Source organism: Microvirga sp. GN3, assembly GCF_055792825.1.
Window position 1 is genome coordinate 85309 of sequence record NZ_JBVVAK010000002.1, and the last position, 24673, is coordinate 109981.

The following is a 24673-nucleotide window of genomic DNA, read 5'->3' on the forward strand; positions in this document are numbered from 1 at the left end:
ATCTTCCCCCGATTGTGTGGCTCTTCCGCACTTTGCGTGGATTACGCTGGCAAGAGCAATCTCCGGCGCAGGAGTGAACCGCGCCGGGATTCCCGGAGGCTCCAACTCCTGACAGGATGGAGCCATGACCAAGCGAACACCCCCATATTCACCAGAGGTCCGCGAGCGAGCGGTCCGGATGGTTTTCGAGCACCGCGACGAGTACGCCTCGCAGTATGAGGCGATCCTGTCGATTGCGGCCAAGATCGGCTGCTCGCGCGAGACGCTGCGGCACTGGGTGCGCCAGGCCGAGCGCGACCAGGGCCTGCGCCCCGGGCCGACGAGCGCGGAGCAGGAGAAGGTCAAGGCGCTCGAACGGGAGGGGCGGGAGCTGCGCCAGGCCAACGAGATCCTGCGCAAGGCCAGCGCGTATTTTGCCCAGGCGGAGCTCGACCGCCGCTTCAAGCCATGAAGGCGTTTATCGACGAGCGTCGTAAGGTCTACGGGGTCGAGCCGATCTGCCGTGTGCTGCCGATCGCCCCGTCGACCGACTATGAGCACGCCGCCCGCAAGGCTAATCCCGACCGCAGACCGGCCCGCGAGCGCCGGGACGCCGACCTCAGTCAGGAGATCCGCCGGGTCTTTGCGGAAAACTTCGGCGTCTATGGGGTTCGCAAGGTCTGGCGCCAGATGCAGCGTGAGGGGATCGATGCTGCGCGCTGCACGGTCGCCCGGCTGAGGCGGCAGATGGGCCTGAAGGGTGTGGTTCGCGGCAAGAGCATCAGGACGACCGTCAGCGACGGCGCCGCGCCATGCCCGCGTGACCGGGTCAACCGGCAGTTCACGGCGCCGCGGCCGAATGCCCTGTGGGTGAGCGACTTCACGTACGTGGCGACCTGGTCGGGCTTCGTCCATGTGGCCTTCGTGATCGACGCCTTCGCTCGCCGGATCGTGGGCTGGTGTGCGTCGCGCTCGGCCCGGGCCGAGTTCGTGCTCGATGCCCTGGAGCAGGCTCTGCATGATCGACAGCCCTGGCGAGCCAACCTCATCCACCACAGCGACAGTCAATGAATGGTAGCCAGTTCCCGGACGGCCTGACTCTCACAGCGATGGACCGTTTGGTAGGCTGGCGCCGCAAGGCACCCCGGTGTGGCCTGACCCACATTCCGATCGACCCTTCGTGTCTTTCCTCGGACCTGTCGGCTGGCGGTCCGGTAGACCGGAATGCAATGACGGGAGCGCAGCGCCGTTGGCAAGCGAACCGGCAAGGGTAATGGCTGGCCCGGGCGCGGGTGCAATCCCTCCGTAACAACCACGATATCCCGCCATACCATGACGGCGAACGCACAGAGCGGGGTGAATCGGCGCTTGAGGAGGCGGCAACGGTTCTGAACGGCACGAAGCAACGGTTCGACGATTGATCCTGGAGAAAGTCTTGCCAGCCCATCAGCTCTGCGTCGGCGCCTCCTGGGCTATTCGGCGAACCGATCATGAGGATCAGGCGCTCAGACGCGCAGCAGATGCGCGGCGGTTGCTGAGTCCACCGTCTGATGATCCGCGCCAGAATATCCTGGAATTATAAGGGAGGTTGCGAGATGAGCATTAAAAAGCAGCCTCGGACGAGCTCAGGAAGTGCACCGGCTCGCAGCAGGCAATGCTTACGGAAAGAGCTTCAGGAGAATTTGGCTGTTCTGGTTTGCAATCGCCAATGCTTGAATACCAAGTTGTTGCTGCGTCGTTAGAGCCTGCAGGCGAACTGAAGCCTCATTCATGTCTGCGTCAACATAAGCCCCAGCCCCTGTTGTTAAGGCGTCGGATAGTACACTGATAAACTCTTCCTGCGTTTCCAAGACAGCCTTGGTCGCGCCCATCCTAGCTGACCCTGTGATAACGCCATCGATAGCTTTGTCGACCGCCTTCAATGCATTTGCGTAAAGTTCAGGGACCGTGTTCTCGGCGATTAGGTCATGGACACCACGAATGTCGATCTTGAAGTCGGCTTGTCCATCCCCACTCACATCGCCCACAACATAGGTATTGCCGTTGTCGTGAAAGTATTTGACCTGACCTGGCTTGACCGCGTTGCTCACCGAGCCCTGCCCGACAAACACCAGGCTCTGGTACCCAGCCTGCCCAGTGCTTGCATCAATAGCGCTCAAGTCGATTCGATCCACACTAGCCCAGTCGGTGATCACATCACGTTCCAGTATATGCAGAGGGGAGTCCGCCGCGGTGATGAACACGAAGGTGTCAGCTCCCGCTCCGCCGGACAACAAGTCTCTCCCAAGAGACCCGGTGAGCGTGTCATTCCCAGCGCCACCCTGCAGAGTGTCAGCACCTGTGGTGCCGGTCAGAACCAGCGGTATGCCTGAGCCGCCGCCGCTGGAGACAGAACCGATGGTGTTTAAACCTGTCAGACGCAGGGGGGGAATCCCTTTGGCAATGTCAATTGCCGCAACCTGGCCGAGGAGACCGCCCACACCGGCTTTGGCATCCGCAAATAAAAGGGTCTGGCTCGAATCGAAGGCCAGCGTATTCACTTTGTGGCCCACTCCATCATAGGACACCACCAGATGGATCGTTTCCCCCGCACCAGAGAGCCAGTTCTGGCCGTTAATCGCCGCTGACCCGGCGATATTCTTGAGACCTTCGATTTGCGCTTGGATCTCGACCTGAATAGCCGCAACATCAGCCCCTGGCTGAAGCGCGGAGACGAGCCCTTGCTTTATCTTGTTGAGGGAGACCAAGGTTTTGTCGAGAGCCGACGTAAAGGTCTCAAGCATCGCCTTGCTTTGCCTGATGGAGTCTCTGACGGCACCTAGTGCGCCGATGTCGGACCTCATCTTGACGCCGATCGACCAGTATGACGCGTTGTGCGACGCCTCGCTGACCCGCAGACCAGTTGAGATCTGCGCCTGAGTTTTGGTGAGAGAGCTCTGGGTGAGTCGGAGCGACTGAAGCGCTGTGAGAGCGGAGAGGTTCGACCTGATCGACAACATGTTTTTTCTTCTCGATCGTCAGGTTTAGCCTCGCTAATCCTAGTGAAACTTAGCGACCTTGGTTAGAAGAACAGCGATATTTTCGGACGGAATGAGGCCTTATTTCTGCGCCATCTGCTCTGGTGGGGACCACCGACTGAGGGAGCCGTAAGCATGTTAGAGAATGATGCCTAGATATTGTTAACAAAGAGCTAAAACGATCTTTCCGCTCGGTGATATGGTCGTGTTTCCACCTTTTATATGAGGTGGCGGGCTTCATCACAGCTGAGGGCATCCGAACAGATGTGCCTCCCCGGGTGTGCCACAGATCAAATTTGAATCGGACGCAACTTCGAGACCCAGGCGCCATGACGCTCTAAGATCCTGGCCTCGCGAGTGCTGGGCGAGCCTCCCCCATTAATAGCAGATATCCTCTCGATCCTATCAAGGAATCCCAGGCACATCGCAGGTCGAATCGTGCTTGGGCTGGGCACCGCGGCCAAGGACCCCGCAAGCGGGACCTTCAGGATCGTAAGCCCCACGGTGAACCGCGACTCCGGTATCATGCACGGTCACAGAGCTATTGCCGGATGGCATGCCGCGGACAGAAGTGGCTGAAGGCTTATTTAGGAACAGATTTACCGCGATGTGGCACAGAAGGTCACTGGTGGCGACAACCACGTCGCCCGGCTCACTGACTTACTGCGCAAGCGGGTTCTCCGTCTCTCCGTTTCTCACCTCTGCCGCAGCAGGGCTTCGAGCTCCCGGCGGAAATCGGCGGACAGCCCCTCGCGCTCCAGGGCATAGGCGACGTTGGCCATGAGGAAGCCGATCTTGGAGCCCGTGTCGTAGGTCTTACCCTGGTACTTCATGCCGAAGAAGGGGTGGTCCTTCATCAGGCGGATCATGGAATCCGTGAGCTGGATCTCGTTGCCGGCGCCGCGCTCCTGGGTGGAGAGCAGGTCGAAGATCTCGGGCTGCAGGATGTAGCGGCCGGAAATGATGTAATTCGAGGGCGCGGTGCCCTTCGGCGGCTTTTCCACCATGCCGATGATCTCGAAGGTCTGGCCGAATTCCTGGCCGACCGAGACGATGCCGTATTGGTGCGTCTGATCCTCCGGCACCTCCTCGACGGCGATGATGTTGCCGCCATGCTTGTCGTAGGCCGCGATCATCTGCTCCATGGAACCGCGGCTGAGCATATCGGGCAGGATCACGGCGAAGGGCTCGTCGCCCACCAGTTCGCGGGCACACCAGACCGCGTGGCCGAGACCGAGCGGCTCCTGCTGGCGGGTGAAGCTCGTCTGGCCGGCCTGCGGCTGATCCTTGGCGAGAAGCTCCAGCTCCTTGGTCTTGTTGCGGCTCTCCAGCGTACGGTTGAGCTCATAGGCGATATCGAAATGGTCCTCGATCACCGCCTTGTTGCGGCCGGTAACGAAGATGAAATGCTCGATGCCGGCGGCACGCGCCTCATCGACCACATGCTGCACGACTGGACGGTCGACGACGCAGAGCATCTCCTTGGGAACGGCCTTGGTGGCCGGCAGGAACCGGGTGCCGAGACCAGCGACGGGAAGGACTGCTTTGCGGATACGCTTCATTGATTGGGCCATGATGAAAAGAAATTATCAAAAAAGGTAATGTGCGCCTTGACAAACTTTGGTTATCCAGATTTGTCAAGGCGAGCCCCCTCTGCCGCGTCTGAGTACTCCACAGACACTGCGTCGATCCCTGGAAAAGGGATTAGTGCGCCGGCCGTTCGTTCGCCAGAGAGTCAACAACCGAGAGCGGCTCAGGATACTCGTTGATCATTTTCGTTGCGGAGGCACTCGCGGCTGGGCGTTCCGAGGTGAGCGCCCCGCGAGTTGGAGTTTAATCCAGTCTGCTCTGGAGGCTTCTGTATGAGCGGCCAATGTTCATCGCGGCACAACTCTACCAGACAGTGTTCGTTTCCAGGGACTTGTCTTTCCGAATGGTAGCGGTCGCTTGGAACTGTCGACGCCGATGTGCCGAATTTTCTGCCGTTTCGCCCGCGCTGCCCGACGATGATCGTCACGGGTCTTATCCACGGCGCACGTTTCATGCGCTGGTCCCATGTTGCCGAAATCATCGGGACCACCAAGTTCAAGAGCGCGAATGTGCTCGATGATCCAGCGCTCGCGCACACCATCAATCTTGCGATCGCACAGCACGCACACACCACTCGTCTTCTCCCACACCTGAAGCCGCCGGTGCGGAGTCAGCTTCCGGCGTGCTGTTGTCCGGACATCCTCGATTTCAACGAAGGCCATCAACCGTCTCTATCAAGATAGGATGGACGGGAAGGACGCTCCCTCTCCTGCTCTCGCAGAGCGTCCTCATTGATCAGATCGGCAATCTGCTGAAACAAACACTCGCAGTCAGCGCGCAAGGTTTCACAGGCGGCCGTAAGATTGGCAAGCTGGCGCTCCCGCTCAGGATCTGCAGGCACGAGACGTACGCGTATTCCGAGTGAGGCGATCGTTGGAGTTCCTGCATAAGCACGGGCTCGATCAGAGGTAATACCTGCCCCGTGGCTGCTTCGATTTGATCCTTCGGTCATCACCAATGTCCTCTATCGAGAACAGAAAAGCATAATCTTTTGAGCGCGCGCCGACCTATCCAGGTTGACGTAGACTTCAGGTGGTGTTGTGCCGTCATCACGAACCGCCGTGGCACATGCTGGGCCAAGGCGAGACTCGACCCAACATGCAATGTCCCGGTGCCACTCCTGAGTTCGACCTGCTCCTGCTGGACAATGGTGAACAAGTGCTGTGTCCGTAGCCCAGCTATGATTGGTTGCAGTGGTGCCGGCTCTAGCCTGCGCAGGGATAAACACATCTCAGAGCTTGGCGGCCGTAAAGGAATAAGCCACAAGAGAAGCTGCACCGCGCATGATCCGCTTGCATGGCGAAAGACTTGCAGAGTGGCAAACTGAATAATTCGAGACACAAAAGCCATGTTCTTGGACTCCGATTCAAAATCTGCATCTAGAATACAGCTTTTTGTCTTGTTTGTCGAGAAACCTGTATCTCAAATGCAGCTTTTCTTCTTGGGTGAGCAAGCGACATGACTGTGCGTCTCACACCGCGCCTCTGCCGCGCGGCAAGGGCGCTGGTAGGCATGGAGCAGAAAGATCTCGCTTCTGCATCTGGTGTTTCGAAATCGACGATCGGTGCGTTCGAAATCAAAGATGAAAGCGCGCGGCTCTTCACAGTGAACAACCAAGCCTTGATTGAAGCTTTTGAGCGCGCAGGACTTCAGTTCATCCCTGAGAATGGGGGCGGGCCGGGCGTCCGCCTCCGCCATCCCATCGGCCGTGGCACTCGACCTTCAGATTAGTCTCGGGTTGAGAAGGATGTCTAAGCTCGAGTTTGGCCGATCACGCGGCATGACAGAGTGCGTAGATCAAGCATCGCTGAAGGGCCCGTGTGGGTTTCGGCGTTTTGTGCCGGCACTGGGACGTGAGTAAACCCGTTTCGCGCCAGATCTGGCGTCGCACGGCTGCTCGAGCATCCGCAAACCTCGGATGAGACTTGCGGTACCAGCTTTCGGTCCAAACAGCCGTGCGGGCCTGATGATGGAGTTGGCCTGCCAACAGGGTCACAATCGAGAACAGTCCGAACAGACATGGGGTGGAGCGAGCCACAGCGCGATCGGACCATTGCCGCTGCGTCTCCACGCCCAGATGGGCGCGCGCCTCCTGGAAGGTGACCTCGACCTGCCAGCGCAAGATGAACCAGCGGATGATCTGCACAGGATCGCGCGCGGGATCGGTGCACAGCAGGGCCTGGGGCGAGAACCGGCCGAGGGGATCGCGCACCAGCACCCAGCGGATCGGCACGACGGGCTTTCCGCTATGGCACCACACCGCGGTCGCGGAGCAGAATTCGATCACACGGTCCCCTTCGCCATACCAGCCGGGCACCGTGACGCGGCGCCAGCGTGTGCTCGTCCGGATCAGCACATCGGATAGGGTCAGCAGGCGAGTTCCTTTGGTGCGCGGACGGCCCTTCGTTCCAGGCCGGCGCCGTGGGACCGGCTCGTGGAGGGCGGCATCGAGCCGAAGCCGCGTGATACAGATCACGCTCCGGCGAGACAGCGCCGCCAGCAGGTCCAGGGCGGCAAAACCCATATCGGTGACCAGCACCAGCTCGCGCTCGGGCAGCCAGCGCCGGATCGGCAGCATCCTCTGACGCGCCCAGTCGGTCAGCCTTTTGTGCCGCTGTCCACACTCACGGCAATATCGCTCGGAGGGCGCCAGAGTGGTCAGGACCGGCAGAGCCCAGGTACGGGCGGCCCACGGAATGGGCGCCAGCAGCCTGAGGCTGATCCAGCGCAGGCCTGAGGCCTTGACGAAATGAGCATCGGAGGAGCGGACCGGATCGCGGTAGATGCCCTTGGCTGCAATGCACTTGCCGCGGCGGCGCTCGATGGTGTCATCCACGCCGAGGATCACCGGACCGGTCGGGGCGAAGGCGCGGATCAGCAGGCCCAGCACCAACCGGGCGGCTTCGCGTGTGCTCCACCGGGCGCGATTGAGCACGCGATGAAAGTTGACGAAGTGGCGCTCACGGCTGAGGCCGGTGATGCGCAGGAGGCTGGTCACGGTACGCTTGCCGGGCGCCAGAAGAGCCCCGGCGAGCAGGATTTCGGCATGGCGCCAGGTCCGGTGGCGAAAGAGTGGGGCAAAGGCTACAATGATCGCGGCGAAGCGGGCGGGCAGGTGCAGCATGGCGGCGTCTCTTGGCGGAAACGCTGCCAGTCTACCGCATCGTTCGCTTCGCCCCCCTCCGCCCCCAAATACCCATCAGAAATGGCCAAACTCGAGCTAAGATCGACCTGACACCTACGATCAGATGACGATTGGGTTCCTTGCAGGCTGGCTCGATCGCATTGCCGCGTTTCGTGCGTCACCAACGGCTCCTCCGCTAAGCGCACCTTGCTGCTAACGGACGACCTCCTATGGCACTCATCTCGATCTGATAACCTTCCTGGATTCCGTGCGCGCACGCGCAATCCCCAAGAAGGGTTCTCTGACAATTCTCAGCCCCACGCCGTTTGCTGTCCTCGTGTGGCACCCCTCCATCCCTGTCTCAATCGAGATCGATAATGCCGTCGCAGCGCCCTGTGCCACTTATGGAGCGAGGCCACGGCCGGGTGGACAACAAAAGCCCTCGGCCGATTTGGTCCGCTGACTTACTCAAGGCCCTCCAGCACCTGACACGAGCACTTCAACAAGTCCCTGACCGCCTGACGCTCCTCGGTCATCTTCAGAGTGTATAGCCCGTCCTGAAGCCATTCCAGTTTCTCTTGGGCGCTCTGTACCGGCCGCTCTGCCATGGATCCGGCAATGCCTCTTTCCCTGACCGCCGGCGCTTGGTAGGCATAGCCAGAGCGGGTCGTGGCCCTCATTGCGGACTGCTTTGCATCGGACCGGTGTTGCGCACATGGTCGCCTAGGGCACGTCCTCTGGTCCATCCACCTAGCACCACCCGGCGTCCACTTGATCCACTTATTGCGACGGGGCAGCCTCAAGCTGTCAATCTCAGCAGGTTACCTGCAGATCAGGATCATCAGTGCCGTTCACGCGTCAGCCGAGATACAGTTCTCCATGATCCTGCCTTTTTTGTTCGCTATATGTTCTCATAGACACGAACCGAACGAGCAGGGCACCTCAACGCTTCTGCTTGGCAGACAGCTCGCGTGACGGCCCCTTATCGATGTAGGACAATTGTCTTTCATGCCTCGCCACGCTCAATCCCTTTCCCCTTCTCCCAGTCATGACCTCGCCCTGACGCCGTCTGACTTGCGTGTGCTGCCCAGCGATCTGGGCTCTCTGTTCGCACAGCGCCCCCTCATCCAGGGCGAACGTGAGGAGGAGTATGATGAGCTCCTGTCACGAGTGACGAGTGCCGTTGGCCCCACCGACATCATTGAGGCGATCTGGGTGAAGGACATCGTCGACCTCGTCTGGGAGGCGCAGCGCCTGCGGCGCCTGAAGGCCAGCCTTCTCATGCTGGCCCGGAAACAGGCCGTGATGCGCCTGCTCGAGCTAAGTGACGGTCACATCCGCAGGCCCATGGGAGACACACACACGGTGCTCGTGAAGCAGTGGCTTGCGGGCGATAAAGCTGCCGCACAGGCGTTCGCCGACGTTCTGGCCGAGCAGGGCCTCACCCTGGAGTCGATCATGGCGCAGGCTCTGTTCGACAAGAGCCGTCAGGTGGAGCGCATCGATCAGATGATCGCCAGCGCCGAAGCCCGCCGCAACCGGGCGCTGGTGGAGATGGAGCGCCGCCGCGAGGCCATGGCGCGCCGGCTTCGGACTGTGGCAACTGATGTCACCGACATCTCCTGACGAACCCGGCGAGGCGCGGGGTGTGATCATGCCGTCCCTCAGGAAACAGGAAGCCAATCAACGCAACGCGCAGCGCAGCACCGGCCCCCGCACCAGCCTGGGCAAGGTCCGTTCCCGACTGAATGCCCTCAAGCATGGCTTGGCCGTTCCGGCGGCAGCCTTGCCTGACCTCGCTGCGGACTTGGCGTCCCTGACGGAAGCGATCGCAGGGGAAATGATGCATGATGCAGCCGTTCGGACGGCGGCCGCCTGCGTCGCAGCGGCGACGCTGGATGTGCTCCGGGCCCGCCAAGCCAAGCGGGCTCTGCTTGAACGCTTGGTGGCGGATCCCCCGGAGCTCGCCTCAGGGGAAGCCCCCCTTTCCCCAAGGCGGATCACCTATTCCCGAGCCGCCCACGCGCAAGCCATTCGCGATGGCACAGAAGAACAGTGGCTCGAGGCATATTTTGCGGCGCGGCACAGGCCTGCGCAGCCCAGCACCTCCGACTGGGATAAGCTCGGCAAGCTTGACCGTTATGAGCGGCGGGCCCTATCGCGTCGGAACGCAGCCGTGAACGACCTCGATGAGGCACTGGCCGCCATGGCCGGCTCATTTTGCTCCTCAACAACCGAGACAGGCGGTTCCGTTTTGGCAGAACGAACCCAATATCGTGAGCCCGAAGCTTGAGACAGTCGGCTTGGAGGCATAGCTTCCCTATACGGGATACCCGTTGCCACCGTACGGGATACCCGCATAATTACTCTGTGGACGCGCCGGCCGAATTCGAATGGGACGATGCCAAGGCGTCAGCCCATGAAGCCAAGCACTGCGTCCGCTTTGACTATGCGGCAGCTGTATTTTTGGACGATCATCGGCTCGATCTCGACACCAGCCGCGCAGACAACGGTGAGGAACGCCGCAAGGCCATCGGGCTCATCGACGGCACGCTCGATCCGGTCGTCGACACCCTGCGCGGCTCCGTCTGCCGCCTCATCTCAGCTCGTCGTTCGAATGCCAAGGAGAGCAGGAGCTATGGCCATTACTCGCAAGACGCTTGAGGATCTCCGGTCTAACCCGCCTCGCCTCAACGCAGCCGAACGCGCCCGCCTGGATGCGATGACGCAAGAGGAGATCGAGCGCAATGCCCTCGAGGACCGAGACAACCCGCCCGCCTCCGAGGAGGAACTGGCGCGCGCCGTCGCAGCTCGTGCTGTCCGCCGGGCGCGTCAGCGCACAGGTCTCAGTCAGGCCAAATTCGCCGAACGTTTTCAGATTAACCTCGCTCGTCTGAAGGATTAGGAGCGGGGTCGGTTCATGCCGGATACGGTTGCTTCGCCTACCTTAGAGTGATCGAAAGGGACCCCGAGGCAGTGGCTCGGGCGCTTGATGCTGCTTAGTCATCGAGCCGGCGAGGGACAGCGACCCCAAGCGTGGGAGGTACAAGCAGGTTCAGACCGGGATCTCATACGCTCTCTGGCCAAATGGCCGGCCGAGGCTGAACAGAGCTACCGCACGGCTCTGGTGATCGCCCGTGAGCAGAAAGCTCGCATGTGGGAGCTGAAATCTGCATGTGGCCTCGCCGACATGTTACGCGAGCAAAGCCGGGTGGCCGAGGCACACGATCTCCTAGCACCGATCTATGGCTGGTTCAGCGAAGGCTTCAGTACACGGGAACGACAGATGGCGCGGACACTGTTGGATACGCTATCGATGTCCCCCAAGGCGGTTTAAAAACAGTCCCTCGATCTGTGCCTCATGCCTCATGAGTCCACGGGTCAGTGGCGCCCGCAGGCTCACTTTAAATCATCGAGCATCTGGCGTGAGCGCCGCAACAGGGCGCTCACCGCCTGACGCTGTTCGATCATCTCCTTGGTGTGCAGCCCTGTCTTGAGCGCATGGCGGTTGCCGTTCAGTGCTCCCGAGCCACCCGCCCCGCCGGGCATCCGACACCGTTTCTTCCCCTGCACCGCCAGCGCCTGACAGGCCAACCCTGAGCGGGGCGCGACCCACACCGGGACTGTTCCGCACAGGCCGGGATTACGCCCATGGTCACCCGTGGTGCTGTCGTGGGTCCAATCGAGGGCACGGCCGATCTCACGTGCCAGAATTCCGACGGGGCGGTCGTCATCGGCCTATACGACGCGGGCCGGCCCCGGACGGCGTGATCGACGCCCCGGCGCACGATCTGAAGCGGGCAGGCTCCAGCATGATGGGAGGGCAGTTTCGTGCCTGAACCGACGCGAGGTGGTTTTGCCCGAGCGCCAAAGGGCCAAGGGGCAAGGAAACGCCGCACCACACGGCGCCTTCGGGCGCCGTCTTTTCCCATCAAGTCGCCTTCTTATGGCGAGGATCATACTTCACAAGCTCGCCTGTCAGCTTCTTTCCTTCGCTGATGAGCCTCTTGGCCTTCTCGCGCAGCTTGTTCTTTTTCGCGCTGGTGCGCACCTTCTCACTGCCTTTGCCCATCGCTTGCCTCCCCGGACCGTGAAGTATCATTGAAACGATGGCTTGCTTCCGCAGTTCCAATCGCCAGCCTGCTGATCAGATTTCTGGTTCTGGTCCGACGCTGCCGGTTGCAACTGCCGTTCTGCGTTGCGCAGACGGCATTGCGGGCATTCGCTCGGCCCAAGGTGAATTTTGCAGCAGAGTGAATATCCAAATCGCGACCGCGGCGGCCGATGAAGCAGAAACTCTCGCGGCGTGAGCCCGGGAAGCCCCATCGTTCACGGTGGGGAGCCATCACGGACCCTTGTCGGTGCAGGTGACATGGGCCACTGGATACGCCGAAACATGCCGGTCCTCCGACAGGAGAGTGAGGCCTTCAGCGATGGCCTGGGCGATCAGCAGGTGATCGAAGGGGTCCCGGTGGTGCATCGGGAGACGGACGAGGTCCTCAAGATGCTCGGGGCGGATCTCGAGTGTTTCGAAGCCTTGAGCGTTGATGGCGGCACCGATGTCATGGATGTCGGCCTCCAGCTTTCCAACGCGCACCTTCACCACGATCTCCCACAATGAGGCGATGCTAACCAAAATGTCGTTCGCAGGGTCGGCGATGAGGTCCTGGGCCTGGCGCTCGATCCGCGGATCACCCTCAAGCCACCAGAGAAGAGCGTGAGTATCGAGAAGGATCCTCAACCGCCGTTACCCTCCATGGCGGACAGAACGTCGTCGGGCAGCAGGTCGAAATCCTCCGCCATGCGGATCTTGCCTTTCAACATGCCTGGGACCCGACGGGGACGCTCCGCACCAGAGGGGGGCCGGATCTCGGCGATGACCACGTTGCGCGACATGACAAGGAACGAGGTGCCCTGGCGGGCCTGCCGGAGCAGTCCGCTGAGGTTCGCCCGCAGTTCACGGACGCCGACCCGAACCTGCTTGTCCTTCTGCGGTTGAACCATGACAATCCCTTTGTGTACTCTTATGTGTACACAACTGTTGTGCCATGAGCAAGCCTGCCCATTCGGATCCTCATCCGTGTACCCAGCTTGCTCGGAAAATCGTCCCCGGCGCTCAGTCGATTGCCCGTTCCGCGTCAGTTGATCCAGCGGCGACAGGGTTCACCACCCTTACGCCCCAACCTATCTCCATGAACATCGTCCGAGACTGCCGCAGCAGGGCATTCACAGCCTTGCTCTGCGCGTGGTCAGCTCGTGTTTGAGGGCACTGCAATTGCCGGGCGAGGCCACGGATTGAACCGTGCTACTCCTCCCGGGCGCAGCCCGAACCCAGAGGGCTCACGAACCAGCGCTGGCGTGATGCGACCGACAAGCCCAGTGCAGAAGACACATTGACGTGCGCTTTCGGCATTGGGCCTTTTGTCTCCCCCTCGGACGGGAAAGGCTCTGATGGGTGATGATCGAACCCTCTCGGTGCATTCAAGGACCGGCGCGATTGCGTCACGTCTCCGCCAGGGGCTGTCCCACGTGCCCGAGGGAGGACAGGATGTCCTTCTTCGAGAACGCCATACGGATCGAACAGCGCCGACCCGCCGGCCTATGATTCAGCAGGGGATAAGCGTGCCGAGACCGAGAAGCGATGGCTCTCCCGGAGGGCCCCTTGGCCTACGAGGAGCTGATGCGAGAGAACACGCTTCCGCGTAGTCGGCTGAACAGGAATTCGGGCGCAACCATCACCAGACCTACTCCCCAACTGCTAAAGCTGGACGGTTGCAGCAGTAGGTTCAAGCCTTGTTCTGTATTCATTTTTGATTATATTGAAGACACATCAATCTAAGGAGGCATCATAATGTCCCGCACCACGACGATGACGGTCCGGCTCAGCGGTGCACTGAGCGACTTTGTCGCCGCCAATGTCAGCGAGACTGGATCCTACGAGAATGTCAGCGAGTACGTCCGCGATCTGATCCGCCGCGACAAGGAGCGGGTAGAGCAGGAAGCGTTCGAGCGGCTTAAAGCGGAGCTAGCACGAGCCTTCGCAGCTCCCGAGGCCTCCTACCAACCGCTCACGGCCGCCGAAGTCATCACGCGCAACAAGGCGTAGTGCGGCATGGCCTCTGTCCGCGTCCAGGAGGCAGCGTCTCATCGCCTAGACGAAATCTACCGCTACACACGCCACCAATGGGGTGTCGAACAGGCCGAGCGGTATATCACCGGGCTGTTCGACGCCTTTGGCAAGATTGACACGCACGAGGTGATGTCTCGTCCGATTCCGGCCGAGTTTGGGGTTGATGGTTACTTCTTCCGATATGAGCGGCACTTCGTCTACTGGCGGAAGCTCAGCAATGGCGACATCGGCATCGTGACGATCCTGCATGAGCGCATGCATCAGATCGATCGATTTCAGGACGACTTTGGATATTGACGTCCTCCCCCGTGAACGGAGGGGAGGATGTCAATTCAGGCCATCCAGCAATCGGCGCGAGCATCGTAACAAGGCGCTCACGGCCTGACGCTGCTCGATCATCTCACGGGTGTGCAGCCCGGTCTTGAGCGCATGGCGGTTGCCGCGGGGTGCACCGGATCCGGCGGCCCCGCCATGCATGCGGCAGCGCTGCTTCCCTTGGACCGCGGGCGCTTGACAGGCGCCTCCCGCTCGGGTTTGCGCCCCGCAGCGCGGGCTCGCCCGCATCGGCCCGGTGTTGCGGGCATGATCATCCAAGGCGGATGCCCCGCTCGTCGCGCTCGACCTCACCGGCAGAGGCAGAACCTGGACCTTTCCCACGGGTCTCCAGGCGAGGGCGCCCAGCCGGTTGACTCCCCACCTCGGCCCGGCCCACCTGCACGCCAACCACCGCCTGCCCGCCCGGCTCGACATTCAAGCCAACGGTGACATTCGCCGGCCCTTTGCCCTGGCGCCGCTCGAGCGCCTCAAGCAGCCGGAGGCCGGTGGCCATCGGCTTTTCGGCATGGCGCAGGTTCATGTCTCGAACCGCGGGCGAGGCGCCCGCAGATGCGGCTCGCTTAAAGCAGTCCATGCTCGAGCAATGCACCGCCACGAACTGCCCTGCGAGCATTCCTTCGACCGTATCCTGCGGTCCCATCTCCCTCAGGGCAACAATGGCTGCCTCGCTGAGGCTCGCATCACTTGTTGCATTTGCCCAAGGTGAGGCCGGCATGGTGTCCTGGACTTGGCGAACGAGCACCTCTTGCAGACCAGGGTCCTTGGTGCCGGTCGCCGCCTTCAGGCGACGCCCGTGGGCGTCTCATCGCCCCATGGGCTGGTTTGTGGCAAGGTCGACATGCGGAAGATCCTTCTTGATCCAAAGACGATTTACCCTCTCCGCTTGGTAGAGCGCCAGACTCCTTTCGCCAGTGATTGGAAATTCTATTGTGGATTACTGATCGCACACAGATAGTGTAAGTAGACATTGCCGTTCGCTGCGAGAGCAATGCTGACGCTGACCTCGTGATGCCCCGTCGTTACTTTGCATTGGGTTGAATTCGACTTTTGACGCCAGACTGCTATTCTGCGAGCAGTGCGCCTCTATGCCGTCGCCAACGGAGGTGGAGTTTAACGACGCTGTCCCGCGATGACGGCCAACCCGCGAGTGGGCACACCTTCAGCCGCTCGATCATCCACTTCGTTGCGGGCGGTGACTCTGCTCTTATGGGTATGGTGTCCGCATCAGGCGGCCCACCCATCTTAAGTGAAGCGGTTGGCAAACGGAGCCTCTGGCGGTCTTACTGGAGGGGCTTCAGGAGGCCTGACGATGTTGTTTATGGTGAGCAACCCGCACTTCACGATAGGCTTTTGGGCCGCGTCACAACCCTTCCGGGACGAGGCGATGCGGGAACATTTCGTGGATGGATACCGGAAGGCGGGACTGCCGGAGTAACGGTCAGGTGCTACGGATTGCCCCTAATGCGGACATTACCGGATCAGGTCGCGGAAATTTGGTGGCGTTTGCTACCGAATGTCGGATGTTGGCGGCCTTCCAGAATTTTGTGGACGGATTGAACGCCGCACCAACCGCTTGACGCAGGATGGTTGTGCCGCCGCATCCTTGATCCAGCCGGAGGCATCGTGCGCCTTCGCCTATCCAGAACGCCGCCTGTGTAAGCGTGCCGGTCTGACCCACCCTTTTGAAGGTCTCGCCTGCGCTCACGCCCTGCCCGTCCTGTCCCCGCCACTCCTCACAGACCTGCAATGAGCCTCCACGGATGCTCTCAGGTCCGGACGGACTTGTCTCGTCCTCAGCCATCCAGCCTCAATCCAAACACCTTAATCAATCCATGCCCTTGATGTTGTTCAACAGAATGCCAAATTTGTTTAACAAAGAGGAAAACCCGATGAGCAGAGCCCGCAAACCCATACACCAGCCCCACCCGCCCGCCGACGAAGTCCCGCACCGTCGCCATCAGGTCGTCATTGAGACAGCGGAGCGGGCCGGCCTCCTCAAGGGCGACAATGGCCGCATTGCGGGCCGGGTTCGGGCCGAGCTGATCCGATCGGCGAAGGAGCGCTCGGGCCTCACCTCCGACACCCAGCTGCTTGAGTACGCCCTCGCGAAGGTGGCCCTGGAGGACGACTTCGGTCCAAAAATCCTGGCACGCAAGGGACGGGTCTCCAAGGACATCGACCTTGAGTTTTGATCTTGCGGCCGCGTTGCGGCGGGTCAAGGCGCAGCGTCCGTCCAAGGCGGTCCCCCGCCCGCGGGATCTGCCCTTCGTGCCGGATCAGGTTGAGGCTGGGCCCGAGCTGATGCTCGACACCTGTGTCTACATCGATGTCTTGCAGGGCAAGCTCCCGCAGAGCGTTGCGGATCTGCTGGTGGCCCGCATCGCCAACCATTCGGCGATCTGCTTGGCCGAGCTGACCTATCTGTTCGGGCGCCTCGATCCGAAGCACCCAGAGACGGCCAACACCTTAAAGGAGTTGCGCGGTGTGATTGAGGAGGATATCCCACGCCATCGCCTGACCGCGCCGTCCACGCGGGCGTTGGCTGAGGCCGGCATGCTGGCCGGGCTGGCGCTGCGCCTCACCAGCCGTCCCAAAGATCAGACCCTTCTCAACGATGCCATCCTCTACCTTCACGCGCTGGAGCGGGGATGCGTCGTGCTCACCCGCAACTGGGCCGACTTTGGCCTGTTTCATCAGCTGATGCCGACGGGCAACGTGCTTTTCTACCGTCATGCCTAGCTTGGATGCTGGCATCAGCACAATCCAAGCTAGGCATGACAGTGAGTTGTGGCAGGGTGAACAGGCAATGAGGGGGGCAGGTTGCTGCAGTCGCTCCCTGCCATCGTCCACGTCATGGCACAACAACGGGCTTGTCCGGGCCGCGAAGCCCTAGGGAGAAGTCTGATCTGTCGATTGGACCCGCTCAGGTCAGGTCGTCCAGCATCTCACACGCTCGCCGCAACAGAGCTCTCACAGCCCTACGCTGCGCCTTCGCCTCCGCCGTGTGCAGCCTATGCTTGAAGGCGTTCCGATTGCCCTGCGGGGCCCCAGAGCCAACCGCCCCGCCGTGCATCCGGCAGCACCTCTTGCCGCTCACGGCGCGCGCCCGGCATGGCGTGCCGGCGCGGGTCCGGGCCCCGCAGCGCGGGCTGGCCCGCATGGGACCCGTGTTACGCAGGTGTCCGCTCATCGCAGGGCCTTCTTGTATTGCTCCCCGATTTTGGATCGTTGCCTCATCTGATTTGCTCCCGAGCTCGGGCGAGCTGCGGGGGCGATGATGAGGCAGGTGAGCATGACGGTGAGGCAACGGCTGTCCGTGTCGGGAGCATTCTTCAGTGAGGCAATACGAACTTCCACCCTGATCGACGCGCGGCATTCTTGCGACGCCCGGCGGAGGATGGCTCTGGCTCACCCGGCGGTACGGCCCGATGCGCCACCGCCGCCGGTGGATGCGAGGCGTTTGGCTCTGCCGGCAGGGCGCCAACGACCGCCTGCACGTCCGCTGCCACGTGGACGAATTTGACGGTCACCGCCTGGCTGCCCTTGCCGCGATGCTTGTCCAAAGCCTCAAGTTGGCGGAGGTAGGTCGCCGTCAGCTTCGCGGCATGCCCGAGATTCATCTCACGAGCTTCGAGGTCTGCGCCGGTTGGGCAGCTCGCCGGAAGCACCCCATCGCGGCTTGATGGGTGGCCACCATTTGCACGGCCAGCATGCCCTCGACCCCGTCCTGTGGCCTGATCTCGGCAAGGGCCGCGAGAGCGGCCTGAGCCCAGCTGCTGCACTCGGCTGGGCCAAGACCTTAGGGTAGCCACAGGGCCGCGAGAACTTGCTTAGCCAGCTGCTGCAGCAGGTCGCCGGACGCGGCCTCAGTGGCCGCCCTTAGCGTCTGTTCGTCGAGCTCCACAGGCACAATCGAAACGTTGTTTGAGGCATCGGCCATGGCGCATCTCTCCGGTCAAGGCAGGAGTACGAAACACGAACATAGCACAGATCCCCAAGCGCGCAGTGTGGCGGATTGGTACGGTGCATGAGGTTGATTTCCGGTTTCGGCGGTCGCCCACCGACGAGCTCTCATATGAAGCCGAGGTCGAGCGGCGCCAGAAGCGCCGCGCCCAAGCGCAGGAGAGCCGACGACGTCACGCGGCCGATTGGGACCAGCTCTGCAAGCTCGATCGCTACGAACGACGGGCGCTCTCCCGCCAGCATCGCGCCATCCGGGACCTTAATGTGGCCAGACCTGGTCCGCCGGCTGATCCTGAAGCACGCCCTGCTCAGTGATGATGACCAGCAACCCGAGCTCTTGAGCGCTCGCATCGGCATGCTAGAGATTGACCAGAGTCGGTCTTAGCAGAGCTTTCCCCTGGCGAGCACATGAGAGGCCCCCTATGACTACAAAACCCCTGACAGACGCCGAATACGACCGCGTGTCGTCTGTTCTCAACCGGTTCCGCGATGAGAACGCGATGAATTTGGAAGAGCTTGATGGCTTCTTCGCTGCCCTCATCTGCGGCCCCACCCATGTTCATCCGAGCGACTACCTGCCCGAGATTTGGGGAGGCGAGATGGCTGACGAGGAGGCCTTCTCAAGCCAACAGGAACTCAAAGATTTCCTCGATCTCCTCATGCGCCATTGGACCTTGATCTCCGAGACCTTGCAATCCGGTGATGTGTTTTTGCCGTTGCTGCTCGAGGACGATCACGGCATCGCCCACGCGAACGCCTGGGCACAAGGGTTCATGCGCGGCATGGATCTGCGCAGAGAGGATTGGGCCGAACTCCTGGATGACGAAGATCATGGTGGCTGGCTTATCCCGATCTTGGCATTGGCCTATGAGCACGACCCCGATCCGACCATGCGCCCTTATCAGGAGCCCGTGGATGCGGACCGGCGCGAGCAACTCATCGCTGGCGCCGCCGCCGGGGTCACGGCGATCTATCGCTACTTTGCGCCGCTCCGACGGATGTTCTCAGAGCTCAGGGGTGGCCAAGCCACCTACCGCCGCACCGTCCCCAAAATCGGGCGCAATGATCCGTGCCCCTGCGGGTCCGGGAAAAAATACAAGCGGTGCTGCGGCAAACCCACACTGCACTGATGAGGATCGCCCTTCCTGCCGATCCGCACAGATGAACCGGGATCGCACCGTTGGCGTCGGGACACGAGAGCCGAATGGCAAAAGCAACGCAACAGGAACGCTCACTGCAGAGAGTCAGCGAACATCTTTGGGCTCACATGCTGCAGCTCCAAGGTCAGATGGTGACGCGGCACCTCGATCCGCTATCAGCGCAATGGTGCAAGGCTCTGTTGGGCCAATCTTTCGAACGCGTGGATTTATGCCGCTGACCGGGGACTCTTCAGATCGTGAGGAGTCAGTTTCCCCGCACTCCTCTGCTTTTTGGCAGAACAAACCCAGTGACGGGTCCAGACTTCGCAGATATATCCCTTGGTCCGACCGGCGGCCGTCGACGCAGCATATGTTTATGGAGTCATCCGCAGTGATCTTGCGGCTCACGGTGATCTCATCGGCAACAACGATCGCTGGATTGCCGCCCTTGCCAAGAGCCTCGGGTTGACGGTTGTCACCAGCAGCAAGCGTGCGTTCTCACTCGCGCCTTTGCATGGGCTCGCACTGGCCGCAGCAACCGCTGGGCGCTATGAAATGAATACCCATCCCACGGGAGGCGGAAACCACCTGCATTGGGATCGTTTGAAGAGCGCACCAGGATCCTCAGACTACAAAGATATCGTGGCTGGTGATCTTCAGTTCTTTGGAGAAGGTAACGATCGGCACAGCATTGCTTGGCCCCGATCCATCGCGATCGTAAAGCAGAACCTTGTTTTCCTTGTTATAGACAATGAAGTCATTGTGATCTCGAGCTTCTTCCCCAGTGACAAAAAACGCCTTCTTCAGTTTCTGAGGATGATGGGCAGAGCCTGCACCGAGGGACCTGAAAACAGCATTGTCGAGATAGAGACTGTCATCCCTGACGTCGAAATCGGGAATGGCGTCCCGATTCCGTTTTGCGCTTGGCGTCGTGTTGAAGATGAAGACATCTCTGCCCTCTCCACCGCGAAGAATATCATGATCGTGCCCTCCGTTGAGGGTATCCGCTCCATCAAGCCCAAACAGCCTGTCCTTGCCTTGCCGGCCGATCAGATGATTGCCTGCGCTGTTTCCGTAAATTCGATCATCGCCGCTCCCGCCAATGGCATTTTCTATGAGTGATCGAGGATCATTCTGATAGAGCAAAGCGTTTGCGACGTTGCCACGGGCCCAGCGGAATCCCCCCAGGTAAGCGAGTTGCCCGATTGACAGTGTCGACCAGTATCCAGGACGGAGATCGACAGACAGATCGGTCCGATAATTCGCAAAATCATAGGTGTCGATCCCGCTGCCATCCCACACCGTACAGAAAATCCTGTTCCCGCCGGGAAGGCCCTGGCCCACGCCGTCAATGAATGCCTGCCCGGTCTTGGCATCCCACCGGTAAGTGGTGGAATCTGCACGGGTCGAAAAATTGGCCCCGTACATGTGTTGCAGGGCGGCGATATCACCAATCATCAATGACTGGGCATAGCCCCACGGCTCATTCTCCATTCGCGCGCCGGCTGCCCCAACATGGGATCGGTAGGTTGTGACGGAGAACTCCATGGAGTCGAGTTCAACCGGAGCCCGTCCGAAGACTCCATCCTCATGAGCATGCTTCAGGCCAAAGGTGTGCGCAATTTCGTGAAGGAAGGTCCAGAACGCGAAGTTGCCGATGACCGGTGCATGGTACCGACCGCTTAAACTATTGAACCAGGCATCCCCTCCCGCCCCCGCCTCATCGAGGGTGTAGGCCCAACCGGTCTCTGCGAATCCAGACATGGCAAGGCGAATGTCCGCATGTATGGACGCAGTTTCCTCAATTTCGGTGAGGGTAAGATTTGTCGTGGCTGAGATCATGCGGAAGATCGAGCGGGCAACCGCGATCTGAAGCTCGTTCAGGGGTTCAAAGTTTTTTTGTGGCTCTCCCGATCCGTACCCTAGTCCATAAAAATCGGCCCAGGCCGGGAAGCTGTAAGTCACCTCCGGACCGTTCCACTGCAGACCAGACAAAGCACCGTCAGTCAACGGACTGTTCGCTCGACCTGCGACGACTGCAGTAGCCATAATCTCACCGGGAGAAGACGGGCCCCAGAAAGTATTGACCCGAACCAAATCCTTCTCATCGGCTCATGGGGATTACGTCATATCCAGTTGTGATTAAGTACAGGGGCCACAGTATTACCGATTCGGAGAAATATCCTCGCGGAAATACAGAGATATTTGTTCGGTCGGACATTGGTGGGACCGGGTGCACTGGGCAAATGGCGAGCAGGTTGGCGCGTTGATGGCTCGCAGCGCCCATTCCAGTGGATGATCTGATCTTGCCCGTCTCCACGCCCGCACACCCGAGCCGCTCGTCGGAAACACTTGGTGCGGGAGTTGCGCTCGATCGCTGGCCGACCATAAGACTGGCAACGAGCTGGGGTCAGGCAGGCAGTCGAGTTCGCTCACCGACGAAAGGTCTTGCGCTGAAGTACGACGCCCTCTTCGTCATCTAGAATTGTCACGGATGGAGGCGCTCCCTCCCCTCCCACCGACAGCCAACTCATGAGCCGCGCCGCAGCCTTGAGGAGTTGCTCATCGAGGATCTCCTTGCCGACATCTTAAAAGGTCATCCATCGATCATGGATCGCCCACCGCCCTTCGGCTTGGGCAGGAGATCCCCTCATCTGGGCCTCTTTGACTCTGAGCGAGCCTTACTTTCGCCTAGGTATGCTAAGCCGATCCCGTGACATTCAACCTTCGATAAGCTTTGGGGATAGACAACCTGAGCTTACGTCGATACGCAATCCATCGCTTCGAATGGTGACCCATGCCCAACCAGAGCAATCCGTGGGAGACCCTTTCCTCTCAGCGCTTCTATGAGAGCCGCTATGTTGACGTGGACCAAGACGAGGTCAGGCACTGGTCGGGCAAGGTCCATTCCTACACGGCGCTTCGGTTCCGCATTTATGGCATTGCGGTGCTTCCCGTCTTCGACGACGGCAGTACCTGCCTTATCGGCCAGTATCGCTATGTTTCCCAGCGCTACACCTGGGAACTACCCCGAGGATCTGGGCCGAAAACTACGGAGCCGCTTGAGACCGCCAAACGGGAACTTCAGGAGGAAACCGGCGCTCGTGCAGGCCAGTGGCTTGAAGTTTTGCGCTTACTGGTCTCACCTGGAATTACGGACGAACTCGCCCCCTGCTTCGTTGCCTGGGATCTGGAGCATGGAACGGCTGCCCCAGATCCTCAGGAGGATTTGTCTGTCCGGAGGGTGTCGTTTCAGGAGGCTGTAGCCGAGTGCCTGAACGGCACAATCTGCGATGCCGCGAGCGTGGCCACGATCCTTGCGGTGAACACCAGAGCTATCGGAGGCAACCTGCCTGCATCCCTGCTTCAGCGCTTGTTAGGAGGGAACTGACGCATCGCCGCGACCAGCTCCTTAACGATATATCAGATGCTCTGCTTAGCGGCAGCCCACGTCCGACTGGTTCTCGGGTCCAAACCGCTGCGTCCAAGCCGCGTCAGCTGAGTAGAACTCTCAGCCAGGGACTTCCCGTTGGGTGATGAAACGCCCCGAACGAATGCGTTGAGCCCCAAAAGCAAGGCGGCTGAACGCACCCTTGGCTCACCTGCTGCGCCCGTTAAGCACAATCATAAATCAACTTGAACACCGGCGCCTATCCTCAAGCCAGTAGGAACTCTGTCTTGCTATTTTCAGCGGAGCGGTTAAGAGTCCCTTAGTTCCGTTTCGTCCATTGAGACTAAATAATGTACTTAGTCGACCAGAATGACGCGCAGGGCGCGGGCGCCCCCCATGGCAATAACAGTATCGCCACTGTCATTGCCTGCAAAAGCTCCGTCTTTCGCGCGGGCGTCCGGCAGATGCTGTCGGGGTCGCGCTTCATGGTGCTGGACGACGCGTTTGATGGCAGGTCCGGCCTGCCCTGCCCTCCGGAAACCATGCCCGTGCTGGCCGTGGTCGACGCGGATTGTTACTCCGCCACCCTTCCTGAGATTGTCACCCAGTTGAAGGCGCAATGCCCGCGCGCGCGGATTGCAGTGCTGGCGGACCGGTTTGAGCCAGCTTCTGTCCTGCAGGCCCACGGTACCGGCGCGGATGGCTTCCTGTCGACGACTGTTGGCACTGATGTGCTCGTCATGTCGCTCCAGTTGCTCATGTTGGGGGAACCGGTTTTCCCGGCCGACATGGTCGTTGCAATGATGAGCGCCCTCGGGCAGGACGCAAAGCCCCAAGACAGCGAACAGACTGCAAGCCCGAAGGCGCGAGCTCTCAACATAGCCAGCGAATTCTCTCATCGCGAACTGGAGATCCTCCGCGGCCTGAGAGACGGCGCGCCCAACAAAGCGATCGCGCGCAAACTCGATGTTGCCGAAGTGACCGTCAAATTGCACGTCAAATCACTTCTGAAGAAGATCGGGGCGGAGAATCGGACTCGCGCTGCGATTTGGGCGTCAGAGTACCTCAGCCAACACGGCGAAAGCACATCGTTGTAGACGCATCTCACGCGTGCTGAGCAAGGTTGCCATTCCAGAACTCGGCAGCTTTGGGAAATGCTCTGAACACCTCAGATGGCACACTTCTGTAGCAATGCTCGGGACTACTCGACCCTGCCCAGACGTCAACTGCGCGACTCTGCAAGACGTAAGACACACAACGGCTCGCTTCGACAGCCGAACGGTTGCCATTGTCCCGCCGTTCTCACTACGCAATCAGGCCAGCCGTGACCCGCGTGCGATCCGGCAGCACATGCGCGCTTCAGCAAGCCGCCAGCCTTTGCAAATTCCCAAACTCCAACTGTGCGGAGTGCAGTGATCCTCAAGCCCTCGAGCAAGAGGCCAGACGACAACACGCGCGGTGCCGCGGACGTCACGTCGCGGATTCGACTTTTGCTGAATCTACGGGTGCAGCGCTGTCGATGGCCACCCACCCCACATCAGGCCGAGGGCACGGCACCAAGTAGACGCGACCGTCTTCGATCTGCGTGACCTGGCAGGAGATTGCCCGTTGGTCGCCCGGGGGCCGGTAAACAACAATGGCTCCAATCTCAAGTTTGTCTGAGGAGAGAGATCCGGTCTCCTCAGAGGTGATCTCACCAGATCCCGTATGGATCGACGCCTCAGACGTGTCCTTGCCGGCCCGCAGTCGGTCAAGAGCAGCAATCGCTACCCGAGCCCGATCCCGATAGCGCTCGCCCACATTCCTCAAAAGGCCTCCCGAAGTGCGCCCTGGGTACCAGGATACGCCACCAACTTTCGCCATCTCTTGAGCAACGAACTCAACTTCCTCCTCAGTCATTCCTTACCCCTCCAGTGTTCAGGCTTCTATTGCTCAACTGCCGTTAGGATACAAGAGTTATACCTGAGAATACAAAGCACCAGTTGCGCTTGTGTGCGGCGAAAA

The 24673-nt window shown here is 60.5% G+C and carries 29 protein-coding genes, 1 pseudogene and 1 other annotated feature; of the genes and pseudogenes, 15 read left to right on the top strand and 15 right to left on the bottom strand.

Translation table 11 applies throughout. From position 1 onward, the window contains the following. Positions 1 to 124 precede the first annotated feature (124 nt). Positions 125 to 1041: pseudogene (locus tag ACS5Q1_RS01400) on the top strand (IS3 family transposase); the annotation flags it as partial. Beyond that, positions 406 to 522, top strand: a sequence feature (AL1L pseudoknot). It overlaps the preceding pseudogene by 117 nt. 596 nt (positions 1042 to 1637) lie before the next feature. Here the strand turns inward: ACS5Q1_RS01400 and ACS5Q1_RS01405 are convergent. The 3 genes from ACS5Q1_RS01405 to ACS5Q1_RS01415 form a co-directional block, all read right to left on the bottom strand. Next, positions 1638 to 2978 carry a flagellin N-terminal helical domain-containing protein gene (locus tag ACS5Q1_RS01405; protein ID WP_473096516.1) on the bottom strand — a complete coding sequence of 447 codons (1341 nt, stop codon included), beginning with the start codon at positions 2976 to 2978 and terminating at the stop codon, positions 1638 to 1640. Positions 2979 to 3691: 713 nt separating this feature from the next. Further along, a complete protein-coding gene (locus tag ACS5Q1_RS01410; RefSeq protein ID WP_473096517.1) occupies positions 3692 to 4558 on the bottom strand; it encodes a UTP--glucose-1-phosphate uridylyltransferase in 867 nt (288 codons plus the stop codon). 315 nt (positions 4559 to 4873) lie between these two features. Continuing rightward, complete coding sequence (locus tag ACS5Q1_RS01415; protein ID WP_473096518.1) at positions 4874 to 5248, bottom strand: HNH endonuclease; 375 nt, start codon at positions 5246 to 5248, stop codon at positions 4874 to 4876. A 796-nt stretch (positions 5249 to 6044) separates the two neighbouring features. Between ACS5Q1_RS01415 and ACS5Q1_RS01420 the strand changes: the two genes are divergently transcribed. Beyond that, positions 6045 to 6317, top strand: a complete 273-nt coding sequence (locus ACS5Q1_RS01420; protein ID WP_473096519.1) for a helix-turn-helix domain-containing protein — start codon at positions 6045 to 6047, stop codon at positions 6315 to 6317. A 40-nt stretch (positions 6318 to 6357) separates the two neighbouring features. Here the strand turns inward: ACS5Q1_RS01420 and ACS5Q1_RS01425 are convergent, their stop codons facing one another. Beyond that, positions 6358 to 7710 carry an IS701 family transposase gene (locus ACS5Q1_RS01425; RefSeq protein ID WP_473096520.1) on the bottom strand — a complete coding sequence of 451 codons (1353 nt, stop codon included), beginning with the start codon at positions 7708 to 7710 and terminating at the stop codon, positions 6358 to 6360. A gap of 1008 nt (positions 7711 to 8718) precedes the next feature. On the opposite strand from ACS5Q1_RS01425, the gene ACS5Q1_RS01430 reads away from it, so the two are divergent. The 4 genes from ACS5Q1_RS01430 (at position 8719) to ACS5Q1_RS01445 (ending at position 10615) form a co-directional block, all read left to right on the top strand. Then, positions 8719 to 9336: a hypothetical protein gene (locus ACS5Q1_RS01430; RefSeq protein ID WP_473096521.1), complete on the top strand. Its 618-nt coding sequence runs from the start codon at positions 8719 to 8721 to the stop codon at positions 9334 to 9336. Continuing rightward, positions 9317 to 10003, top strand: coding sequence for a hypothetical protein (locus ACS5Q1_RS01435; protein ID WP_473096522.1), 687 nt, complete (start codon positions 9317 to 9319; stop codon positions 10001 to 10003). The genes ACS5Q1_RS01430 and ACS5Q1_RS01435 overlap by 20 nt, the downstream gene beginning before the upstream one ends. A 77-nt stretch (positions 10004 to 10080) precedes the next feature. Continuing rightward, complete coding sequence (locus ACS5Q1_RS01440; RefSeq protein WP_473096523.1) at positions 10081 to 10374, top strand: BrnT family toxin; 294 nt, start codon at positions 10081 to 10083, stop codon at positions 10372 to 10374. Beyond that, positions 10349 to 10615 carry a hypothetical protein gene (locus ACS5Q1_RS01445; protein WP_473096524.1) on the top strand — a complete coding sequence of 89 codons (267 nt, stop codon included), beginning with the start codon at positions 10349 to 10351 and terminating at the stop codon, positions 10613 to 10615. The genes ACS5Q1_RS01440 and ACS5Q1_RS01445 overlap by 26 nt, the downstream gene beginning before the upstream one ends. Positions 10616 to 11109: 494 nt before the next feature. On the opposite strand, the gene ACS5Q1_RS01450 is transcribed toward ACS5Q1_RS01445, so the two are convergent. From ACS5Q1_RS01450 to ACS5Q1_RS01465, 4 genes are all read right to left on the bottom strand, one after another. Continuing rightward, on the bottom strand, positions 11110 to 11259 hold the full coding sequence (locus ACS5Q1_RS01450; RefSeq protein ID WP_473096525.1) for a hypothetical protein: 150 nt from the start codon (positions 11257 to 11259) through the stop codon (positions 11110 to 11112). Positions 11260 to 11641: 382 nt separating this feature from the next. Then, positions 11642 to 11782, bottom strand: a complete 141-nt coding sequence (locus tag ACS5Q1_RS01455) for a hypothetical protein (RefSeq protein ID WP_473096526.1) — start codon at positions 11780 to 11782, stop codon at positions 11642 to 11644. Between the two features lie 273 nt (positions 11783 to 12055). Then, positions 12056 to 12451, bottom strand: a complete 396-nt coding sequence (locus tag ACS5Q1_RS01460) for a type II toxin-antitoxin system VapC family toxin (protein ID WP_473096527.1) — start codon at positions 12449 to 12451, stop codon at positions 12056 to 12058. Beyond that, a complete protein-coding gene (locus tag ACS5Q1_RS01465; RefSeq protein ID WP_473096528.1) occupies positions 12448 to 12714 on the bottom strand; it encodes a type II toxin-antitoxin system Phd/YefM family antitoxin in 267 nt (88 codons plus the stop codon). The genes ACS5Q1_RS01460 and ACS5Q1_RS01465 overlap by 4 nt, the downstream gene beginning before the upstream one ends. Positions 12715 to 13561: 847 nt before the next feature. Here ACS5Q1_RS01465 and ACS5Q1_RS01470 point away from each other — a divergent pair. Next, on the top strand, positions 13562 to 13816 hold the full coding sequence (locus tag ACS5Q1_RS01470) for a ribbon-helix-helix domain-containing protein (protein WP_203447737.1): 255 nt from the start codon (positions 13562 to 13564) through the stop codon (positions 13814 to 13816). A 6-nt stretch (positions 13817 to 13822) separates the two neighbouring features. Next, the gene (locus ACS5Q1_RS01475; protein ID WP_473096529.1) at positions 13823 to 14137 is read left to right on the top strand and encodes a type II toxin-antitoxin system RelE/ParE family toxin; all 315 of its coding nucleotides are present in this window, start codon (positions 13823 to 13825) and stop codon (positions 14135 to 14137) included. Positions 14138 to 14167: 30 nt separating this feature from the next. Here ACS5Q1_RS01475 and ACS5Q1_RS01480 read toward each other — a convergent pair whose 3' ends face one another. Further along, positions 14168 to 14434 (bottom strand): HGGxSTG domain-containing protein, encoded by a 267-nt coding sequence (locus ACS5Q1_RS01480; RefSeq protein ID WP_473096530.1) that lies wholly within the window; start codon positions 14432 to 14434, stop codon positions 14168 to 14170. Continuing rightward, positions 14427 to 14891, bottom strand: coding sequence for a hypothetical protein (locus ACS5Q1_RS01485; protein WP_473096531.1), 465 nt, complete (start codon positions 14889 to 14891; stop codon positions 14427 to 14429). Before ACS5Q1_RS01485 ends, ACS5Q1_RS01480 begins: the two co-directional genes overlap by 8 nt. Before the next feature lie 594 nt (positions 14892 to 15485). On the opposite strand from ACS5Q1_RS01485, the gene ACS5Q1_RS01490 reads away from it, so the two are divergent. The 3 genes from ACS5Q1_RS01490 (at position 15486) to ACS5Q1_RS01500 (ending at position 16915) form a co-directional block, all read left to right on the top strand. After that, entirely contained in the window at positions 15486 to 15611 is a 126-nt protein-coding gene (locus ACS5Q1_RS01490; RefSeq protein ID WP_473096639.1) for a hypothetical protein, read from the top strand. Positions 15612 to 16065: 454 nt separating this feature from the next. Continuing rightward, the gene (locus ACS5Q1_RS01495) at positions 16066 to 16368 is read left to right on the top strand and encodes a hypothetical protein (protein WP_473096532.1); all 303 of its coding nucleotides are present in this window, start codon (positions 16066 to 16068) and stop codon (positions 16366 to 16368) included. Next, complete coding sequence (locus tag ACS5Q1_RS01500) at positions 16358 to 16915, top strand: type II toxin-antitoxin system VapC family toxin (RefSeq protein ID WP_473096533.1); 558 nt, start codon at positions 16358 to 16360, stop codon at positions 16913 to 16915. The genes ACS5Q1_RS01495 and ACS5Q1_RS01500 overlap by 11 nt, the downstream gene beginning before the upstream one ends. A gap of 184 nt (positions 16916 to 17099) precedes the next feature. On the opposite strand, the gene ACS5Q1_RS01505 is transcribed toward ACS5Q1_RS01500, so the two are convergent. The 3 genes from ACS5Q1_RS01505 to ACS5Q1_RS01515 all read right to left on the bottom strand — a co-directional run bounded on the left by ACS5Q1_RS01505 (position 17100) and on the right by ACS5Q1_RS01515 (position 18116). Next, complete coding sequence (locus ACS5Q1_RS01505) at positions 17100 to 17552, bottom strand: HGGxSTG domain-containing protein (protein ID WP_473096534.1); 453 nt, start codon at positions 17550 to 17552, stop codon at positions 17100 to 17102. Continuing rightward, positions 17509 to 17796, bottom strand: coding sequence for a hypothetical protein (locus ACS5Q1_RS01510; protein ID WP_473096535.1), 288 nt, complete (start codon positions 17794 to 17796; stop codon positions 17509 to 17511). Before ACS5Q1_RS01510 ends, ACS5Q1_RS01505 begins: the two co-directional genes overlap by 44 nt. A 179-nt stretch (positions 17797 to 17975) precedes the next feature. Further along, positions 17976 to 18116, bottom strand: coding sequence for a hypothetical protein (locus ACS5Q1_RS01515; RefSeq protein WP_473096536.1), 141 nt, complete (start codon positions 18114 to 18116; stop codon positions 17976 to 17978). Positions 18117 to 18199: 83 nt separating this feature from the next. Here ACS5Q1_RS01515 and ACS5Q1_RS01520 point away from each other — a divergent pair, with 83 nt between their 5' ends. Both ACS5Q1_RS01520 and ACS5Q1_RS01525 read left to right on the top strand, forming a co-directional pair. Then, positions 18200 to 18454: a hypothetical protein gene (locus ACS5Q1_RS01520; RefSeq protein WP_473096537.1), complete on the top strand. Its 255-nt coding sequence runs from the start codon at positions 18200 to 18202 to the stop codon at positions 18452 to 18454. Between the two features lie 107 nt (positions 18455 to 18561). After that, a complete protein-coding gene (locus ACS5Q1_RS01525) occupies positions 18562 to 19269 on the top strand; it encodes a YecA/YgfB family protein (protein ID WP_473096538.1) in 708 nt (235 codons plus the stop codon). A 633-nt stretch (positions 19270 to 19902) separates the two neighbouring features. Here ACS5Q1_RS01525 and ACS5Q1_RS01530 read toward each other — a convergent pair. Next, positions 19903 to 21327 carry a M10 family metallopeptidase gene (locus tag ACS5Q1_RS01530; RefSeq protein WP_473096539.1) on the bottom strand — a complete coding sequence of 475 codons (1425 nt, stop codon included), beginning with the start codon at positions 21325 to 21327 and terminating at the stop codon, positions 19903 to 19905. A gap of 748 nt (positions 21328 to 22075) precedes the next feature. Between ACS5Q1_RS01530 and ACS5Q1_RS01535 the strand changes: the two genes are divergently transcribed. Together ACS5Q1_RS01535 and ACS5Q1_RS01540 are read left to right on the top strand one after the other, a co-directional pair. Beyond that, the gene (locus ACS5Q1_RS01535; protein ID WP_473096540.1) at positions 22076 to 22669 is read left to right on the top strand and encodes an NUDIX domain-containing protein; all 594 of its coding nucleotides are present in this window, start codon (positions 22076 to 22078) and stop codon (positions 22667 to 22669) included. A 350-nt stretch (positions 22670 to 23019) separates the two neighbouring features. Continuing rightward, entirely contained in the window at positions 23020 to 23766 is a 747-nt protein-coding gene (locus ACS5Q1_RS01540; protein WP_473096541.1) for a LuxR C-terminal-related transcriptional regulator, read from the top strand. A gap of 373 nt (positions 23767 to 24139) precedes the next feature. On the opposite strand, the gene ACS5Q1_RS01545 is transcribed toward ACS5Q1_RS01540, so the two are convergent. Beyond that, positions 24140 to 24568 (bottom strand): hypothetical protein, encoded by a 429-nt coding sequence (locus tag ACS5Q1_RS01545; RefSeq protein ID WP_473096542.1) that lies wholly within the window; start codon positions 24566 to 24568, stop codon positions 24140 to 24142. Positions 24569 to 24673 lie beyond the last annotated feature (105 nt).

What these genes read in the sequence shown, in the direction of transcription:
- ACS5Q1_RS01405 (WP_473096516.1), bottom strand. Translation starts at nt 2,978, where the DNA reads ATGTTGTCGATCAGGTCGAACCTCTCCGCTCTCACAGCGCTTCAGTCG.
- ACS5Q1_RS01410 (WP_473096517.1), bottom strand. Translation starts at nt 4,558, where the DNA reads ATGAAGCGTATCCGCAAAGCAGTCCTTCCCGTCGCTGGTCTCGGCACC.
- ACS5Q1_RS01415 (WP_473096518.1), bottom strand. Translation starts at nt 5,248, where the DNA reads ATGGCCTTCGTTGAAATCGAGGATGTCCGGACAACAGCACGCCGGAAG.
- ACS5Q1_RS01420 (WP_473096519.1), top strand. Translation starts at nt 6,045, where the DNA reads ATGACTGTGCGTCTCACACCGCGCCTCTGCCGCGCGGCAAGGGCGCTG.
- ACS5Q1_RS01425 (WP_473096520.1), bottom strand. Translation starts at nt 7,710, where the DNA reads ATGCTGCACCTGCCCGCCCGCTTCGCCGCGATCATTGTAGCCTTTGCC.
- ACS5Q1_RS01430 (WP_473096521.1), top strand. Translation starts at nt 8,719, where the DNA reads ATGCCTCGCCACGCTCAATCCCTTTCCCCTTCTCCCAGTCATGACCTC.
- ACS5Q1_RS01435 (WP_473096522.1), top strand. Translation starts at nt 9,317, where the DNA reads ATGTCACCGACATCTCCTGACGAACCCGGCGAGGCGCGGGGTGTGATC.
- ACS5Q1_RS01445 (WP_473096524.1), top strand. Translation starts at nt 10,349, where the DNA reads ATGGCCATTACTCGCAAGACGCTTGAGGATCTCCGGTCTAACCCGCCT.
- ACS5Q1_RS01450 (WP_473096525.1), bottom strand. Translation starts at nt 11,259, where the DNA reads ATGCCCGGCGGGGCGGGTGGCTCGGGAGCACTGAACGGCAACCGCCAT.
- ACS5Q1_RS01455 (WP_473096526.1), bottom strand. Translation starts at nt 11,782, where the DNA reads ATGGGCAAAGGCAGTGAGAAGGTGCGCACCAGCGCGAAAAAGAACAAG.
- ACS5Q1_RS01465 (WP_473096528.1), bottom strand. Translation starts at nt 12,714, where the DNA reads ATGGTTCAACCGCAGAAGGACAAGCAGGTTCGGGTCGGCGTCCGTGAA.
- ACS5Q1_RS01470 (WP_203447737.1), top strand. Translation starts at nt 13,562, where the DNA reads ATGTCCCGCACCACGACGATGACGGTCCGGCTCAGCGGTGCACTGAGC.
- ACS5Q1_RS01475 (WP_473096529.1), top strand. Translation starts at nt 13,823, where the DNA reads ATGGCCTCTGTCCGCGTCCAGGAGGCAGCGTCTCATCGCCTAGACGAA.
- ACS5Q1_RS01485 (WP_473096531.1), bottom strand. Translation starts at nt 14,891, where the DNA reads ATGCCGGCCTCACCTTGGGCAAATGCAACAAGTGATGCGAGCCTCAGC.
- ACS5Q1_RS01490 (WP_473096639.1), top strand. Translation starts at nt 15,486, where the DNA reads ATGTTGTTTATGGTGAGCAACCCGCACTTCACGATAGGCTTTTGGGCC.
- ACS5Q1_RS01495 (WP_473096532.1), top strand. Translation starts at nt 16,066, where the DNA reads ATGAGCAGAGCCCGCAAACCCATACACCAGCCCCACCCGCCCGCCGAC.
- ACS5Q1_RS01505 (WP_473096534.1), bottom strand. Translation starts at nt 17,552, where the DNA reads ATGCCGCGCGTCGATCAGGGTGGAAGTTCGTATTGCCTCACTGAAGAA.
- ACS5Q1_RS01510 (WP_473096535.1), bottom strand. Translation starts at nt 17,796, where the DNA reads ATGAATCTCGGGCATGCCGCGAAGCTGACGGCGACCTACCTCCGCCAA.
- ACS5Q1_RS01515 (WP_473096536.1), bottom strand. Translation starts at nt 18,116, where the DNA reads ATGGCCGATGCCTCAAACAACGTTTCGATTGTGCCTGTGGAGCTCGAC.
- ACS5Q1_RS01525 (WP_473096538.1), top strand. Translation starts at nt 18,562, where the DNA reads ATGACTACAAAACCCCTGACAGACGCCGAATACGACCGCGTGTCGTCT.
- ACS5Q1_RS01530 (WP_473096539.1), bottom strand. Translation starts at nt 21,327, where the DNA reads ATGGCTACTGCAGTCGTCGCAGGTCGAGCGAACAGTCCGTTGACTGAC.
- ACS5Q1_RS01535 (WP_473096540.1), top strand. Translation starts at nt 22,076, where the DNA reads ATGCCCAACCAGAGCAATCCGTGGGAGACCCTTTCCTCTCAGCGCTTC.
- ACS5Q1_RS01540 (WP_473096541.1), top strand. Translation starts at nt 23,020, where the DNA reads ATGTACTTAGTCGACCAGAATGACGCGCAGGGCGCGGGCGCCCCCCAT.
- ACS5Q1_RS01545 (WP_473096542.1), bottom strand. Translation starts at nt 24,568, where the DNA reads ATGACTGAGGAGGAAGTTGAGTTCGTTGCTCAAGAGATGGCGAAAGTT.